General features: G+C 56.5%; 11 protein-coding genes. 6 read left to right on the top strand and 5 right to left on the bottom strand.

Annotated features, from left to right (window positions below):
- Nucleotides 1-36 precede the first annotated feature (36 nt).
- From LRR79_RS14845 to sdhC, 5 genes are all read right to left on the bottom strand, one after another.
- On the bottom strand, nt 37-2862 hold the full coding sequence (locus LRR79_RS14845) for a 2-oxoglutarate dehydrogenase E1 component (protein ID WP_231757954.1): 2826 nt from the start codon (nt 2860-2862) through the stop codon (nt 37-39).
- A gap of 189 nt (nt 2863-3051) precedes the next feature.
- Entirely contained in the window at nt 3052-3756 is a 705-nt protein-coding gene (locus LRR79_RS14850) for a succinate dehydrogenase iron-sulfur subunit (protein WP_231757955.1), read from the bottom strand.
- 18 nt (nt 3757-3774) lie between these two features.
- On the bottom strand, nt 3775-5547 hold the full coding sequence (gene sdhA, locus LRR79_RS14855) for a succinate dehydrogenase flavoprotein subunit (protein ID WP_231757956.1): 1773 nt from the start codon (nt 5545-5547) through the stop codon (nt 3775-3777).
- 3 nt (nt 5548-5550) lie between these two features.
- The gene (gene sdhD, locus LRR79_RS14860; protein ID WP_231757957.1) at nt 5551-5919 is read right to left on the bottom strand and encodes a succinate dehydrogenase, hydrophobic membrane anchor protein; all 369 of its coding nucleotides are present in this window, start codon (nt 5917-5919) and stop codon (nt 5551-5553) included.
- Nucleotides 5913-6287 carry a succinate dehydrogenase, cytochrome b556 subunit gene (sdhC, locus tag LRR79_RS14865; RefSeq protein WP_231757958.1) on the bottom strand — a complete coding sequence of 125 codons (375 nt, stop codon included), beginning with the start codon at nt 6285-6287 and terminating at the stop codon, nt 5913-5915. The genes sdhD and sdhC overlap by 7 nt, the downstream gene beginning before the upstream one ends.
- A 657-nt stretch (nt 6288-6944) precedes the next feature.
- On the opposite strand from sdhC, the gene gltA reads away from it, so the two are divergent.
- The 6 genes from gltA (at nt 6945) to LRR79_RS14895 (ending at nt 14866) form a co-directional block, all read left to right on the top strand.
- The gene (gltA, locus tag LRR79_RS14870) at nt 6945-8234 is read left to right on the top strand and encodes a citrate synthase (protein WP_231757959.1); all 1290 of its coding nucleotides are present in this window, start codon (nt 6945-6947) and stop codon (nt 8232-8234) included.
- A gap of 199 nt (nt 8235-8433) precedes the next feature.
- A complete protein-coding gene (locus LRR79_RS14875; RefSeq protein ID WP_231757960.1) occupies nt 8434-9954 on the top strand; it encodes a vanadium-dependent haloperoxidase in 1521 nt (506 codons plus the stop codon).
- Between the two features lie 297 nt (nt 9955-10251).
- On the top strand, nt 10252-10752 hold the full coding sequence (locus tag LRR79_RS14880; RefSeq protein WP_231757961.1) for a hemerythrin domain-containing protein: 501 nt from the start codon (nt 10252-10254) through the stop codon (nt 10750-10752).
- A 169-nt stretch (nt 10753-10921) separates the two neighbouring features.
- Nucleotides 10922-12952: an FAD-dependent oxidoreductase gene (locus LRR79_RS14885; protein ID WP_231757962.1), complete on the top strand. Its 2031-nt coding sequence runs from the start codon at nt 10922-10924 to the stop codon at nt 12950-12952.
- Nucleotides 12953-14299 carry a cytochrome c3 family protein gene (locus LRR79_RS14890; protein WP_231757963.1) on the top strand — a complete coding sequence of 449 codons (1347 nt, stop codon included), beginning with the start codon at nt 12953-12955 and terminating at the stop codon, nt 14297-14299.
- A gap of 18 nt (nt 14300-14317) precedes the next feature.
- The gene (locus LRR79_RS14895; protein ID WP_231757964.1) at nt 14318-14866 is read left to right on the top strand and encodes a Tll0287-like domain-containing protein; all 549 of its coding nucleotides are present in this window, start codon (nt 14318-14320) and stop codon (nt 14864-14866) included.
- The last annotated feature ends 43 nt before the right edge of the window (nt 14867-14909 follow it).

Here is a 14909-nt window from a genome sequence, read left to right on the forward strand (position 1 = left end):
ATTGACCAACGCCCTGCTCTTCGTTGTACTGCTGCCTTAATCGACAGTCAGCGCCTCGTTGATGAACGTATTCTGTTCTTCCAAGTGGGTGGACATATAGCCCGCCGCCGGTGCAGCAGAGGCTGCGCGGCCGACATACTCCAGTTCCAGCTTGGGATGTGCTTCTTTCAGCAGGCGACGCAAGTGGTGTTGGCTGGAGTACCAGGCGCCCTGGTTCATGGGCTCTTCCTGACACCAGGCAACACTCTTGATGTTCTTGAACGCGGAAACCGCAGACAGGAACTCGTCGTCCGGGAATGGGTACAGCTGCTCCAGACGTACCAGGGCAACGTCTTCCTGTTCCCGCTCCATGCGTGCTTCCAGCAGATGGTAATAGACCTTACCGGAGCAGATCACCAGACGCTTCACCTTGGTGGCGTCCACGGCGTCATCCTGGATCACATTGTGGAATTTGCCATTGGCGAGTTCGTCGAGACTGGAAGTGGCCAGCTTGTGACGCAGGATCCATTTCGGGCTCATGATCACCAGCGGGCGACGCATGGGGCGAACTGCCTGCCGACGCAGCAGGTGGAAAATCTGTGCTGGGGTCGTGGCATTACACACCTGGATGTTGTGCTCGGCGCACAGCTGCATGAAACGCTCGAGACGCGCAGAGGAGTGCTCCGGGCCCTGACCCTCATAGCCGTGCGGCAGCAGCATCACCAGGCCGCACATACGGCCCCACTTGTGCTCGCCGGAAGTGATGAACTGGTCGATTACTACCTGCGCACCGTTGGCGAAATCACCGAACTGCGCCTCCCACACCACCAGGGATTTCGGGGTGGTGGTGGCATAGCCGTACTCGAACGCCAGCACCGCTTCTTCCGACAGCAGCGAGTCGTAAATATCAAAACGCGGCTGCCCCTCGTACATATGCTGCAGAGGTACATAGCTCTGGCCGTCTTTCTGGCTGTGAATCACCGCATGGCGGTGCGAGAAGGTACCGCGGCCCACATCCTCGCCGGTGAAGCGGACCATATAGCCCTCTTCCAGCAGGGTGCCATACGCCAGAGTTTCCGCCATGCCCCAGTTCAGCGGCAGGCCGCCACCGGCCATCTTGCGGCGGTCGTCGTAAATTTTGGATACCTGACGCTGCATCACGATGCCATCGGGCACCGTGGTCATACGAGTGGCCACGTCCTTCAGCTTCTTCATCGGGAAGCTGGTATCACCTTCAGCGGTCCACTCGTGGTTCAGGTAAGGGCGCCAGTCCACAAACATGGAAGAATCCGGCTCTTTCACCAGCCCCGTGGCGACGTCTTCGCCACGATCCAGTTTGTCCCGGTAATCATTTGCCAGCTTGTCCGCGGCCGCCTTGTCCAGTACGCCTTCTGCGATCAGTTTTTCTGCATACAGAGTGCGGGTGGTTTTATGCTTGCGGATGGTCTGATACATCAGCGGCTGAGTGCCGGAAGGATCATCGGTCTCGTTGTGGCCGCGACGGCGGTAGCACACCAGGTCGATCACGATGTCTTTCTTGAATTCGTAGCGGTAATCGACCGCCAGCAGACCGGCCAGCACCACGGCTTCCGGGTCGTCGCCGTTTACGTGCAGTACCGGGGCGTCGATCATCTTCGCCACATCGGTACAGTATTCGGTGGAGCGGGCGTCTTCGCGCTTGCTGGTCGTGAAGCCCACCTGGTTGTTGAGCACCAGGTGAATGGTACCGCCGGTGTAATAACCACGGGTCTGGGACATCTGCAGGGTTTCCTGCACGACACCCTGACCGGCAAAGGCCGCATCACCGTGGATATTGATCGGCATGACCTTCTCGCCGGTGCTGTCGCCACGACGATCCTGACGGGCACGCACGGAACCTTCCACTACCGGCGCACAGATTTCCAGGTGCGAGGGGTTGAAAGCCAGTGCCAGGTGCACTTCGCCACCGGGGGTCATCACGTTGGAAGAGAAGCCCTGGTGGTATTTCACATCGCCGGAGGTATCCAGGGTCTTTTTGCCCTCAAATTCCTCAAACAGGTCCGCCGGGTTTTTACCCAGAATGTTGACCAGGGTGTTCAGACGCCCACGGTGGGCCATCCCAATTACGATTTCCTTGACCGCGTAGGTGCCGGAGCGGCGGATCAGAGCGTCCATCAGCGGAATCAGACTCTCGCCACCTTCCACACCAAAACGCTTGGTACCCGGGTACTTGGAATCCAGGTGACGCTCCAGGCCTTCCGCAGCAGACAGGCGCTGCAGAATTTCGGTGCGGATGTCGTTGCCGAAGGTAGGCTTAGACTGGCTGCGCTCCAGTCGCTGCTGGAACCACTGCTGCTCGTCCAGGTTGGACAAGTGCATGATCTCGGCACCGAGATTGCCGCAGTAGGTGTTTTCCAGGCCTTCGACAATCTCGCGCAGAGTCGCTTCATCTTTACCGAAGAAAAGATCGCCCGTCTGGAAAGTGGTGTCAAAGTCGCCTTCGGTAAGGCCGTGGTAATTCAACTGCAGATCCGGCACCTGCTCGCGCGCCATGATACCCAGCGGGTCAAGGGTGGCCTTCTTGTGGCCGCGGTGTCGATAAGAGTTGATCAGTTGCAGAACTTTAATCTGCTTGCGCTCGTGTTCAATATTGACCGAGCCGGCGCCGGGGGCGGCGAGGGGGCGGGTACGGTTTTTCGCCAGCAGCTCGAAATGCTGGCGAATCGCAGCGTGGGAAACATCACCGCCATTTACCCGCGGCAGACTGTCAAAGTAGCTGCGCCATTCTTCCGGTACACCACTGGGATCGTGCAGATAGGTCTCGTACAGATCTTCCACGTACCCGGCGTTGCCACCAGAGATATGCGAAGTCCGCCAGAGCGCCTCCATAGAGCTTTCGTGCATTAATGCCTACCTCAATTGACGGCGCGCACCCTTGAATTTTGCGCCGCTCTTTCCTGTCTTTTCACTCACAAAAGGGGAGGTGCTGAAAAGACACCTCCCCTTTTTCGTATAGACCTGACACCTGCGCTGCTGTCGGCCTAATTGTGATTATTTTTGGTGGGAAACCCGCGTTCCCCTGAAGGGCAATCCCTACACGGCGCGGGTTATCAGCATGTTGCGGATATGTCCGATCGCCCGGGTGGGGTTCAAACCTTTGGGGCAAACGTTGACGCAGTTCTGGATACCGTGACAGCGGAATACACTGAACGGATCATCCAGATTGCCAAGGCGCTCGTCGGTGGCGTCGTCACGGCTGTCCGCCAAGAAGCGGTAAGCCTGCAACAGACCCGCCGGGCCGATGAACTTGTCCGGGTTCCACCAGAAAGAAGGACAAGACGTGGAACAACAGGCGCAGAGAATACACTCGTACAGGCCATCCAGTTTTGCGCGATCTTCCGGGGACTGCAGGCGCTCGATGGCCGGAGCCGGAGAGCTGTTCTGCAGGTAAGGTTCAATTTTCTTGTACTGGGTGTAGAACTGCTCCATATCGACCACCAGATCACGAATGACCGGCAGTCCAGGCAGCGGACGCAGTACCAGCTTGCCTTTCGGCGCCGCTTCCGAGATCGGCATGATACAGGCAAGACCGTTCTTACCGGAAATATTCATACCATCAGAGCCACAAACACCTTCACGGCAGGAGCGGCGGAACGCCAGAGTGGGATCCTGAGCCTTCAGCAGTTCGAGTACGTCCAGCACCATCAGGTCTTTGCCCTGGGTGTCCAGTTCGTAGTCCTGCATATAGGGCGCAGAATCGGTTTCCGGGTTGTAACGGTAGATGCTTACTTTCAACATTTTCTTTCCGCTCCCGAATTAGTAGGTACGCGCTTTCGGCTCGAAAGCGTCTACGGTGTTGGGCGCGAAGTTGACCGCGCGCTTGCCAACACGTTTTTCCGCCGGGAAGAACATGGAGTGACACAGCCAGTTCTCGTCGTCGCGCTCCTGGAAGTCCTCACGGGCGTGAGCGCCGCGGCTCTCGGTCCGTACCTCTGCCGCGATGGCAGTGGCTTCCGCCACTTCCAGCAGGTTCTGCAGTTCCAGCGCTTCGATACGCGCGGTGTTGAACGCTTTGGACTTGTCGTCCAGACGCACATTGGCAATGCGCTCTCGCAGGTCTTCCAGCTTCTTCACACCTTCGGCCATGTAGTCGCCGCGACGGAATACACCGAAGTGATTCTGCATCACGCCCTGCAGCTCGGTGCGCAGGCTCGCAGCGGACTCACCGTCGTTGGTGGTTTCGAGGCGATTCAGGCGCGCCATGGCCGCTTCGATATCGGACTCGGACGCTTCGCGGTTTTCGATACCTTCACGCAGCGCCTGTTCGATAAACAGACCGGACGCGCGACCGAACACCACCAGGTCCAGCAGGGAGTTACCACCCAGGCGGTTGGCACCGTGTACAGATACGCAGGCAACTTCACCACAGGCGTAGAAGCCATCGATGACCTGGTCGTTGCCAGAGGCATCCTGGGTCAGGGCCTGACCGTGCACGTTGGTGGGGATACCACCCATCATATAGTGACAGGTCGGCACGACCGGAATCGGCTCTTTGACCGGGTCGGTATGGGCAAAGGTCTTGGCCAGCTCACAGATACCCGGCAGGCGGCTGTGCAGCAGCTCTTCACCCAGATGGTCGAGCTTCAGGAACACGTGGTCGCCATTGGGGCCGGCACCGCGGCCATCCAGAATCTCGAGCACCATGGAACGAGCAACAACGTCGCGGGATGCCAGATCTTTGGCATTCGGGGCATAACGCTCCATAAAGCGCTCGCCGTCCTTATTAATGAGGTAACCACCCTCACCGCGACAACCTTCGGTGACCAGTACACCTGCGCCGGCAATACCGGTGGGGTGGAACTGCCACATTTCGATGTCCTGCACCGGCATGCCAGCGCGCAGCGCCATACCAACACCGTCACCGGTATTGATATGCGCATTGGTGGTGGAGGCAAAGATTCGGCCCGCACCACCAGTGGCGAATACGGTCGCCTTGGACTTGATGAACACGACTTCGCCGTCTTCGATGCAGATGGCGATCACACCGACCACAGCACCGTCCTGGTTCTTCACCAGGTCCACCGCGAACCACTCGTTCAGGAATACGGTATTGTGCTTGACGTTGTTCTGATAAAGGGTGTGCAGCAGAGCGTGACCGGTACGGTCCGCCGCCGCGCAGGTGCGTGCAGCCTGACCACCGCGACCGTAGTCCTTGGACTGGCCGCCGAAGGGACGCTGATAAATACGCCCTTCTTTAGTACGGGAGAACGGCAGGCCCATATGTTCCAGCTCGAACACCGCTTCGGGGCCTACGGAACACATGTATTCGATCGCGTCTTGGTCACCGATATAGTCGGAGCCTTTGACGGTGTCATACATGTGCCAGCGCCAATCATCATTGGGGTCATCACTGGCGATCGCGCAGGTGATACCGCCCTGGGCAGACACCGTATGAGAACGGGTCGGGAATACTTTGGTGATCACCGCAGTCTTGAAGCCAGACTGGGCCATCTGCAGCGCCGCGCGCATACCTGCGCCGCCGCCGCCGATCACGATACCGTCAAAGGTTATTGTTCGCATATTCGACATGGTTTACACACCCCACAGAATTTCAAAGCCCCACACTGCGTAGAACACGGCAACCGCGCCCAGCAGTACTTCAACCAGGATGCGCAAAACAGTCGCTTTGCCGCCCATCATCCGGTTAGTGAGGTAATCGGTAACCACGGACCAGAGACCGATCCAGGCATGAGCAAGGGTGGAAATCAGGGCAACCAGACTGAATACGCGTACCCAGCGCTGTTCAAACAGCGCGGACCAGCTGGCGTAACCAAAATCTTTGGAGAGAAAAATGAAACCCACTATAAAGAGGGTGTAAGCCACCAGTACCACGGCACTGACGCGCTGAATAAACCAGTCGTACAGACCACTGCGGCCGAAGCCAGTAACTGCCTTTACCATACGAGAACCCCCGCTAGCAGGATGAGCACAACAGAAAGCACCAGTACGATGACCGCACCGCGGCGACCACCTTCCAGGCTCTCACCCACACCCAGATCCATGATCAGGTGACGCACACCTGCGACCAGGTGGTAGATCAGTGCGGCCAATGAAGCCCACAACACGAGCTTGGCCGGAACGCTGGTAAAAAACGCAGCTACTTTATTAAAACCCTGCTCGGATTCCAGACTGGAGTCCAGCATGCACAGAAGAAGTGCAACGACAGCGAAAAGCACCACACCGGAAATACGGTGCAGAATGGAAACCAACGCTGGTGCGGGGAGCTTGATAGTAGAAATGTCTAAATTGACAGGTCTGTTTTTGTTCACAGGAAAAACACCTTGTTGCCCTGAAAGACGGGGCGCCCGTTAGTTCTCTGTTTACCGGGCGAGCTTGCTGATCACTATCCACGCAACCTGACGAGGTCTTGTACAAAGTGGCCTTACCAAGGCGCAAGCCGCGCGGATTATAGGCATTCAAAATTCAAAACACAACGAACGGCGAGCCGGTCGAGGCGGCTTTGTACCAGTTGCAATTCGCGTCACACACCAGACCATGGTATGAGACACGACATTTCGCCTGATCCCCGCGCGCCCAAATTTACACGCCAGAATCCCCTCCCAAGCAGGCAAAATCCCTGCCACATTCGTCCTGCACGGAAGATCCTGCGGACCTCAAATTGGTCAACCAATTCGATTTGGTTTGACAATTTGAGGCGCGGCACTTAAGTTTGGCCGCGCTCAAAAGCCCGCTAGCCCCATATCCGCGTCCGGATGCCGCCAACGAAGGCCTTCCGAGCCCGCAGAATCCGGCACTTTCCGGGTTTTGCTTGCGATCAGAAAACGTCTGGATACACCTTCCCATAAAAAGGTGATCACAGATGTACGCGGATTGCGCCCCTCCCCGGGCCGTGGAATCACCGAATTCATTTAGTGATTTGTGTGGAAATAAAAAGCTGGCGAAAGAATAGTTTTTAGGAGTCCACAATGTCCGACAAGAAAGCTCAACTCACGGTCGACGGTATCGACGCACCTTACGACCTGCCGGTCTACTCAGGCACTGCCGGTCCCGACGTTGTTGACGTCAGCAGCCTGGCCAGCAAGGGCCTGTTCACCTACGACCCGGGCTTCATGTCCACCGCCTCCTGCGAATCCAAAATCACCTATATCGATGGCGCCAAGGGTGTTCTGCTGCACCGCGGCTACCCCATTGAGCAGCTGGCAGAGAAATCCGATTATCTGGAAACCTGCTACCTGCTGATGAACGGCGAGCTGCCGAACGCCGAGCAGAAGAAAGAGTACGTAAACAGCATCATGAACCACACCATGGTGCATGAGTCTCTGGTCAACTTCTTCAAGGGCTTCCGCTACGATGCTCACCCGATGGCCATGATGTGTGGCGTTGTCGGCGCTCTCGCCTCTTTCTATCACGACTCCCTGGACATCACCGACCCGGAGCACCGCAAAATCTCCGCGGATCGACTGATCGCCAAGATGCCGACCCTGGCCGCCATGTGCTACAAGCACAGCAAAGGTCAGCCGTTCATGTACCCGGACAACAGCCTGAGCTACTCCGAGAACTTCCTGCACATGATGTTCGGCAACCCCTGTGAGCCGAGCAAGATCGATCCGATTGTGGCCAAGGCCATGGACGTGATCTTCCTGCTGCACGCCGATCACGAGCAGAACGCGTCTACTTCTACCGTGCGTCTGGCCGGCTCCTCCGGTGCCAACCCCTTCGCCTGTATCTCCTCTGGCATCGCGACCCTGTGGGGCCCGGCACACGGCGGCGCCAATGAAGCGGTACTGAACATGCTGCAGGAAATCGGCGATGAAAGCCGTATCGACGAGTATGTTGCCAAGGCCAAGGACAAAAACGATCCGTTCCGCCTGATGGGCTTCGGACACCGCGTCTACAAAAACTTCGACCCGCGCTCCCGCGTCATGCAGGGCATCTGCGACGAAGTTCTGGGTGCGATGGGTGCCGAGAATGATCCGCTGCTGCGCATTGCCAAGAAGCTGGAAAAGATTGCCCTGGAAGACGAGTACTTCGTCGAGAAGAAACTCTACCCGAACGTAGACTTCTATTCCGGCATCATCATGAAAGCGATCGGTATCCCAACCGACATGTTCACTGTGATCTTTGCAACCGGCCGTACCGCCGGCTGGATCGCCCACTGGAACGAAATGATCTCCAATCCTTACAAGATTGGCCGTCCGCGCCAGCTGTACACAGGCTACACCGCGCGCGACTACGTCTCTCTGGAAAACCGCTAAGCGCTCATCCAGCAAAAAACCCGGCAAATGCCGGGTTTTTTTATGCCCTCAGGTTAGCGCTTTTCCTGATGAGCCCGCATAAAACAAATAATGGCGTTTTACACCTCGAGTCTGTGACCAAGCATTCACCTATTTATTGTATAACCCGGGGGACCGGCACCTATCCCGGTATTTCGAACACCAATTCAGGAATATATACATGAAAATAGGGATGTTACTCCGTGCAGTGCTTTGCGGCACCGCACTGGCTTTTTGCGCTTTACATACCCAGGCCCAACCCACTACGCCACCGCCAGTGGATCTCGATCATGGCAACGCCGCCATTGAAGCGGTCATTCCATACGTCGCGCCTGTCACATTTCAATACGTATCCGCCACCGGCGGCGACGCCACCCTGGTGCTGCGGATCACCACCCAGATCACCAACGCCTGGTTTGATGCCAGCGCCCCCTATCACCCCAGTGCGGTGGGCGTTTACTCACGGCTCGGGCGGCGCCCGGCGAATGAGTCGGCAAACAACCGCAATATCAATATCGCGCTGCTGTACGCCAGCTACCGGGTCCTGAACACCCTGCTACCCTTGCAGCACACCACCTGGCGCGCCATGCTGGAAGTCCAGGGCCTGGACCCGGACGATAACAGCACCGATCTCACCACCCCCATCGGCATCGGCAATGCCGCCGGCATGGCCGTTGCCGAAGGGCGGCTGCGGGATGGCATGAACCAGGTGGGCGATGAAACCCGATCTGGCCCCCTGCGCGCAGCCAATCCAATGCCCTACATGGATTACACCGGCTACCAACCAATCAATACTGCCTATACCCTATTCAACCCCTCCCGCTGGCAGCCTGATATTCAGCGCAAGGGGATGGGGCTGTATAAAATTCAGCAGTTTGTCACTCCGCAATATGCGTTCACCGAACCTTACTCGTACAAGTCCCCCCGCAGATACCGCGCCCTTCCTCCGATCGCGAGTTTTCACTGGAATTTTGCCGCCTACAAACAGCAGGCCGATGAGGTTCTCGTTGCATCGGCCAATCTCACCGACGAACAGAAGCTGATGGCAGAACTGTTCGACAACAAAATCGAATCACTGGGATTCTCCGCGGGATTTGCGGCGCTGTCACAGGAACTCAGTCTTATGGAGTTTATCCATTTCGACTTCCTGACCAATATGGCCGCCCATGACGCAGGGATTTTTGTATGGCAGGAGAAGCGCCGCTACGATGCCGTACGCCCTTTCAGCGCCATCCAATATATCTACGGCAAGCAGCCCGTTACCGCCTGGGGTGGCCCCGGGCAAGGCACCCAGAGCATTCCCGCGAACACCTGGAAGTCTTACCTGGAAGAAGCCGACCACCCGGAGTACCCCTCTGCGTCTACATGCTTTTGCACCGCCCATGCGCAGTCCGCGCGGCAGTACCTGGGCAGTGACGCACTGAACTGGAGTGTCCCCTACACTGCCGGGTCTTCCCGTATCGAGCCTGGGGTTACCCCCGCCAGTGACATGACCCTGGAATTCCCCACCTGGACTTCGCTGGAAGAGAACTGTGGCCAGAGCCGGGTATGGGCAGGCGTACATTTTCAGGCCGCCGTGGATGAAGGGCGCCGCATCTGCGGTGTATTCGGAGACAATGCCTATAACTACCTACAAACGTTGATTGCAGGCACCGCGCCTGTGCGGGAGCCGGCAAACAGACTGCGCGGGCGTCGCAGGTAATCGCTAAGCCGCCGGTAAACAACCCCCCCACCGGCGACGGTGCGGGGGTATCCGGCAGAGAAAACCGGCAACTGCCGGTTTTTTTTGTATCTGCACATTGGCAACGCGGCGCTCATAGCCACCGGGCTTTCGGGCTCAAGTTTTTTTGTGACGAGCCTCACACCCAGAACAACAAAGAGGCACATCTGTCCAAAAAATAAGTTAAAAAATGCGCCTGTGGAAAAAATTACCGGAGAACTCCCGGTCAGCAAAATTTATTCTCGAGACCATCAATTCCAGTAGTGAGAGAAACCTCCCATGTTCCGACTCTTCTCCAACAAGTCCCGCGATACCGACAAAGAGCAGGATAGCAGCAGTAATAGTCGGCGCACGATCAAGTACGACCCCTCGCTGATTCTGGCCCTCAAGAACGACCACCACGAGTTGATCAATATCTATCAGCGCATATGGTCGGAAGGATATGAGCAGCAGAACTATCGCAAACTGTCTGAACTGCTCGGGGTATTCAAGTCGACCTTTCAGGCGCACCTGATTAAAGAAAATGTCAGCTTCTACGTGTACCTTGAGCAATCCCTTGCCGAGGATCGCCACACGCTTCAGATCGTCAAAGACTTCCGTACCGATATGAACGATATCGCGAACGCGGTAGTCCAGTTTTGCAAGCGTTATTCACGGGAGAATCTCACTCGTGAGGAGTTGACCCGCTTTAAAGGGGAATACGAGAAAATTGGTGAAGCACTCACCCGTCGGGTCTCGCTTGAGGAAAAAGAACTGTACACATTGTACAACCCAAACTGATCGGCGTAGCACCAACAGACTGTGATGAAATTTTGGGAGTATGCTCACTCCTTATAGGGTAAATCAGGGACGATCCACCCAACGAAACTAAAACAATAATAACGGGTAAAGACATGGCTCGAGGTATGGCTTCACAGAGTGAAGCGAAGAACTACTCGGGAGGTGAACCGTGACAAATGACCTTCCAGAAATTGATCACGAGCGAAATCAGCTCGAGGTTGGCAGGCCGTTATCCGAACAGCAGGATTACCCGACTTATGTGGTTGTCGGTGCGGGGCCGGTCGGTGTTCGTTGCACGCAGCGTTTACTCGAGTACAGCAGCGATGCTCAGGTCGTACTGATCGGAGGCGAGAGCAACCAGCCATATAACCGCGTGCGCCTGTCTCAGTATCTGGCGGATAATCTCGAATCGTCCGAGCTGGACAACCCCGTCTCTCGTGAACCCCACCCGCGTCTCGCAGAGTTTTACGGTCGCAATATTACCGAAATCGACCGAGCGCAGAAGCTTCTGATCGATGCAGAGGGGCAGCACCAGCCTTACAGCAAGCTCATACTGGCAACCGGGTCCACACCGGTAATGCCGGAGCTCCCGGGTATCGGACTGAAAAATGTCGTTGGGTTTCGCGACCTTCAGGATGCTCACGATCTGATCAGATTGCGAGAAACGGTGCAAACCTTCGTTGTTGTTGGTGCCGGCGCCCTGGGGCTGGAGGCTGCCGCTGCGCTTAAAACCAGTAACAACCGTGTGGTTTTGCTGGCGCGGAGGGGGCTATTGGGGAATCGCCTCTCCAGCACTGCCAACCGCTACTTGAGCGCCGCGCTTTCTGCACTTCAGGTTGAAGTGCTCGAAGGTATCGGGCTGGTCAGCTGTGCGGGCAGCCACTCGGTGGAACAGATTACCCTTTCCGATGGCAGCACCCTCCGCACCGACTGTGTGGTTCTCTGCACCGGTATCAGTCCGGAAACCACCCTTGCGACCCGATCCGGGCTCGCTACAAGACGTGGCATCCTGGTTTCTCCCTATCTGCAGACCAGTGACCCCGATATCTATGCGGTAGGGGAATGCGCAGAGTATGACGATCAACTCTACCAGTTGGTACGCCCGGGGTTTGAACAGGCCGAGATTTGCAGCAGACATATCACCGCCACCACAGAACAAGCACGAAATGTGCCTCCCTATCGCGGCAGCCGCAACGACATCCAACTAAAGATTTCCCATATTCCCTGCCTCGTCATCGGGGAAACGGAACAGGACAATCCTCACGAAACCCAGGTACATACCTTTGAAAACCGCTTCAAGGGCCATTACCGGGAGTTGTATGTACGCAATGGCCGGCTTACAGGCGCGGTCATGGTGGGAAGCTGGGAAGAATCCCACTTGCTGAAGCAGGCCATTGAAGACAGTGCCAGTGTCAGCGAACGGCAGCTCACCAATTTCCGCGAGCACGGCCATCTCTGGCAGAAAGCCGCCGTGCAGACCATCAAACAGCAGCCGGACAGCTACCTGGTCTGTCAGTGTAATGGCGTCAGTAAAGGGGAACTCTGCGGTGTCATCGCCCGCGGTAAACGCACCCTGCAGGACCTGGAGCTGGAAACCAATGCCGGCTCCGCGTGCGGCAGTTGTCGCCCCCTGATGGCCGAACTGCTGGATCTGCCGGCGCCTAATCTGGTGATGCGCCACGCACGCGGTATTCTGGTGATCTCGGTACTTTCTCTCATCTTGATTGCCATTGCGGTAGTGGCCCCTCCCCCGCCCATTTCCGACAGTGTGCAGGTCAGCTGGTATCTGAAAAAGATCTGGTACGACAGCTTCTGGAAACAGGTCAGTGGCTATACCTTGCTGACGCTATGCCTGTTGACAGCGAGTCTTTCGATGCGCAAACGCCTGCAGCGCATCAACCTCGGGCACCTCGACCACTGGCGCTATATCCACAGTGTCATCGGTTTCGCCGCACTGCTGGTCCTGTTGGTGCACACCGGATTCCGCTTGGGAGAAAATCTGAACCTGGCGTTGATGCTGGTGTTCCTTGCCGCCACCTGCACCGGCTCGCTGGTCGGGGTATTTATGGCTCGCAATCACCACTGGACAGATCTGAAGCTGCGCGAGCATCGCAAATGGTGGTCAAGAGTCCATTACGCGTTGCTCTGGACCCTGCCGATCTTGCTTTTCTATCATATCTTCGCCGTGTACTACTTCTAGATGAAAAATTATAAATTCAAATTCTGGCATTACGGCTTGATAGTCACTCTCGCTGCCGCGGTGCTGATCACCTACAACCTCCAGGCTGATGACAAATCCTTCTTTCTCAGTGGCGAGGTCACTCATGGGCACCATCAGATCGAGATGGCCTGTTCGACCTGTCACGGCGATGGCTTCGCCGGCCAGGAGTTCATCCAGAACGCCTGTGTGGGGTGCCACCAGGATGAGCTGATCCAGGCAAACGATAGCCATCCCCGCAGTAAGTTCCTGGATCCGCGTAACGCCGGTCTACTGGCACACCTGGATGCACGCCAGTGTATTTCCTGTCATACCGAACATAAGCCCGAGATCACTCATGAGATGGGGGTATCTCTTGCGGGGGATTTTTGTTTTCACTGCCACAGCGATATCGCCGAGAACCGCCCGAACCACTCCGGTTTAGGTTTTGAGACCTGTGCCAGCGCAGGCTGCCATAACTATCACGATAACCGCTACCTGTACGAGGAGTTCCTTGCTTCGCACATCGACAGTCCGGCATTGATTCCCGGAGGTCAGCTGCCGATGAAATCGCTTGTGCTCAAGTGGCACGCTGAAAACCGCGACGGAACCGCGCTTAGCGCAACCGATGCAGATTTTCCCGCTGACACCACCGGCTCTCAGCTGGCGGTACCGGTTGCGTCGGCCACCCAGGCCTGGAGCAATTCAGCCCACGCGCTTTCCGGGACCAACTGCACTGCCTGTCACCAAAGCGGAGAGACCGGGCTGGAGGCGGCGGTCGTCGTGGAGAACTGTGGCGACTGCCATAGCCGCCAGCTCGCACAGTTCACCCGCGGCAAACACGGCATGCGACTTTCTGCAGACCTTCCACAATCGCGTCCCATGAATGTTCAGGAAGCGAAATTGCCAATGCACCCCCACGCTATCGAATTGGCGAAGGAACTGAGCTGCACCAGTTGCCACAACCCCCATGATCTCGATACCCGTGTCGCCTCGGTGGAGGCCTGCCTGGGCTGTCACAACGACACTCATAGCGTGGCGTATCAGGAGTCAGAACATTTTCGCCTCTGGAATGATCAACGCTCTGGCGGTGTCAGCTGCGCGAATTGCCATATGCCAAGAGAAGAGCACCAAGGGGAGATTCTGGTAAATCACAACCAGAATCACAACCTGCGTCCAAATGAAAAAATGCTACCGGTTTGCCTGAATTGTCACGGTGTTGAGTTTGCTGTGGCCGCGCTTGCGGACAAGGCGCTGATCGAAAACAACTTTTCTGCCCCCCCGGCAATAGAGCACAAGACTTTCGAGATGATTCGCGAGCGTATAGCCCGGATTAAAACCACTCAGTAATCCCATCAGGAGGGGAACATGCGTAGTCTCATTTCCATCGTTATTTCAGCCGCACTTTTATCCGGCTGTGGAGAAAAAAGTGGTATCGCACCGGAAAGAATGGCAAATGCCATTTTTGCGGTTATCGAAGCAGACAGAGCCAGCTACACCAACTATGTGGTGAATCGTCTCGCCAATGAAGAAAAGGTCATTAAAGCGGAGGAGCACTGGAAGGACAGTAAAGCGCTGCCACTTCCCGCGCAAATGATGCGTATGGGTGCCGAGCGTGTGGCGGAACAGGAGTCCGGCTTCAACTATGCACTGCTGTCCCAGTGGGCCATCAATAAACAGAACAAGCCCCGGACGGAACTGGAACAACAGGGCCTGGAGTTTATCAATGAGAACCCCGGGGAAAATTTCTACGGTACGGAAACCCTGGGAGATACTGAGTACTTCACTGCCATATACCCTGACGTTGCTGTATCCCCGGCCTGTGTCAGTTGTCACAACGAGCACGTCGACAGTCCTCGCACCGATTTCGAGATTGGTGACACGATGGGCGGTGTTGTTATTCGGTTCCCCCTCTGAGTAGGTGATCGCTTCGGATTACCAGCGCTACTGAAATGAAAAG

Source organism: Microbulbifer elongatus (assembly GCF_021165935.1).
Lineage (GTDB): Bacteria > Pseudomonadota > Gammaproteobacteria > Pseudomonadales > Cellvibrionaceae > Microbulbifer > Microbulbifer elongatus.

Excerpts from the sequence above, each read along its gene's own strand:
- LRR79_RS14845 (WP_231757954.1), bottom strand. The coding sequence starts at position 2,862 with ATGCACGAAAGCTCTATGGAGGCGCTCTGGCGGACTTCGCATATCTCT.
- LRR79_RS14850 (WP_231757955.1), bottom strand. The coding sequence starts at position 3,756 with ATGTTGAAAGTAAGCATCTACCGTTACAACCCGGAAACCGATTCTGCG.
- sdhA (WP_231757956.1), bottom strand. The coding sequence starts at position 5,547 with ATGTCGAATATGCGAACAATAACCTTTGACGGTATCGTGATCGGCGGC.
- sdhD (WP_231757957.1), bottom strand. The coding sequence starts at position 5,919 with ATGGTAAAGGCAGTTACTGGCTTCGGCCGCAGTGGTCTGTACGACTGG.
- gltA (WP_231757959.1), top strand. The coding sequence starts at position 6,945 with ATGTCCGACAAGAAAGCTCAACTCACGGTCGACGGTATCGACGCACCT.
- LRR79_RS14875 (WP_231757960.1), top strand. The coding sequence starts at position 8,434 with ATGAAAATAGGGATGTTACTCCGTGCAGTGCTTTGCGGCACCGCACTG.
- LRR79_RS14880 (WP_231757961.1), top strand. The coding sequence starts at position 10,252 with ATGTTCCGACTCTTCTCCAACAAGTCCCGCGATACCGACAAAGAGCAG.
- LRR79_RS14890 (WP_231757963.1), top strand. The coding sequence starts at position 12,953 with ATGAAAAATTATAAATTCAAATTCTGGCATTACGGCTTGATAGTCACT.
- LRR79_RS14895 (WP_231757964.1), top strand. The coding sequence starts at position 14,318 with ATGCGTAGTCTCATTTCCATCGTTATTTCAGCCGCACTTTTATCCGGC.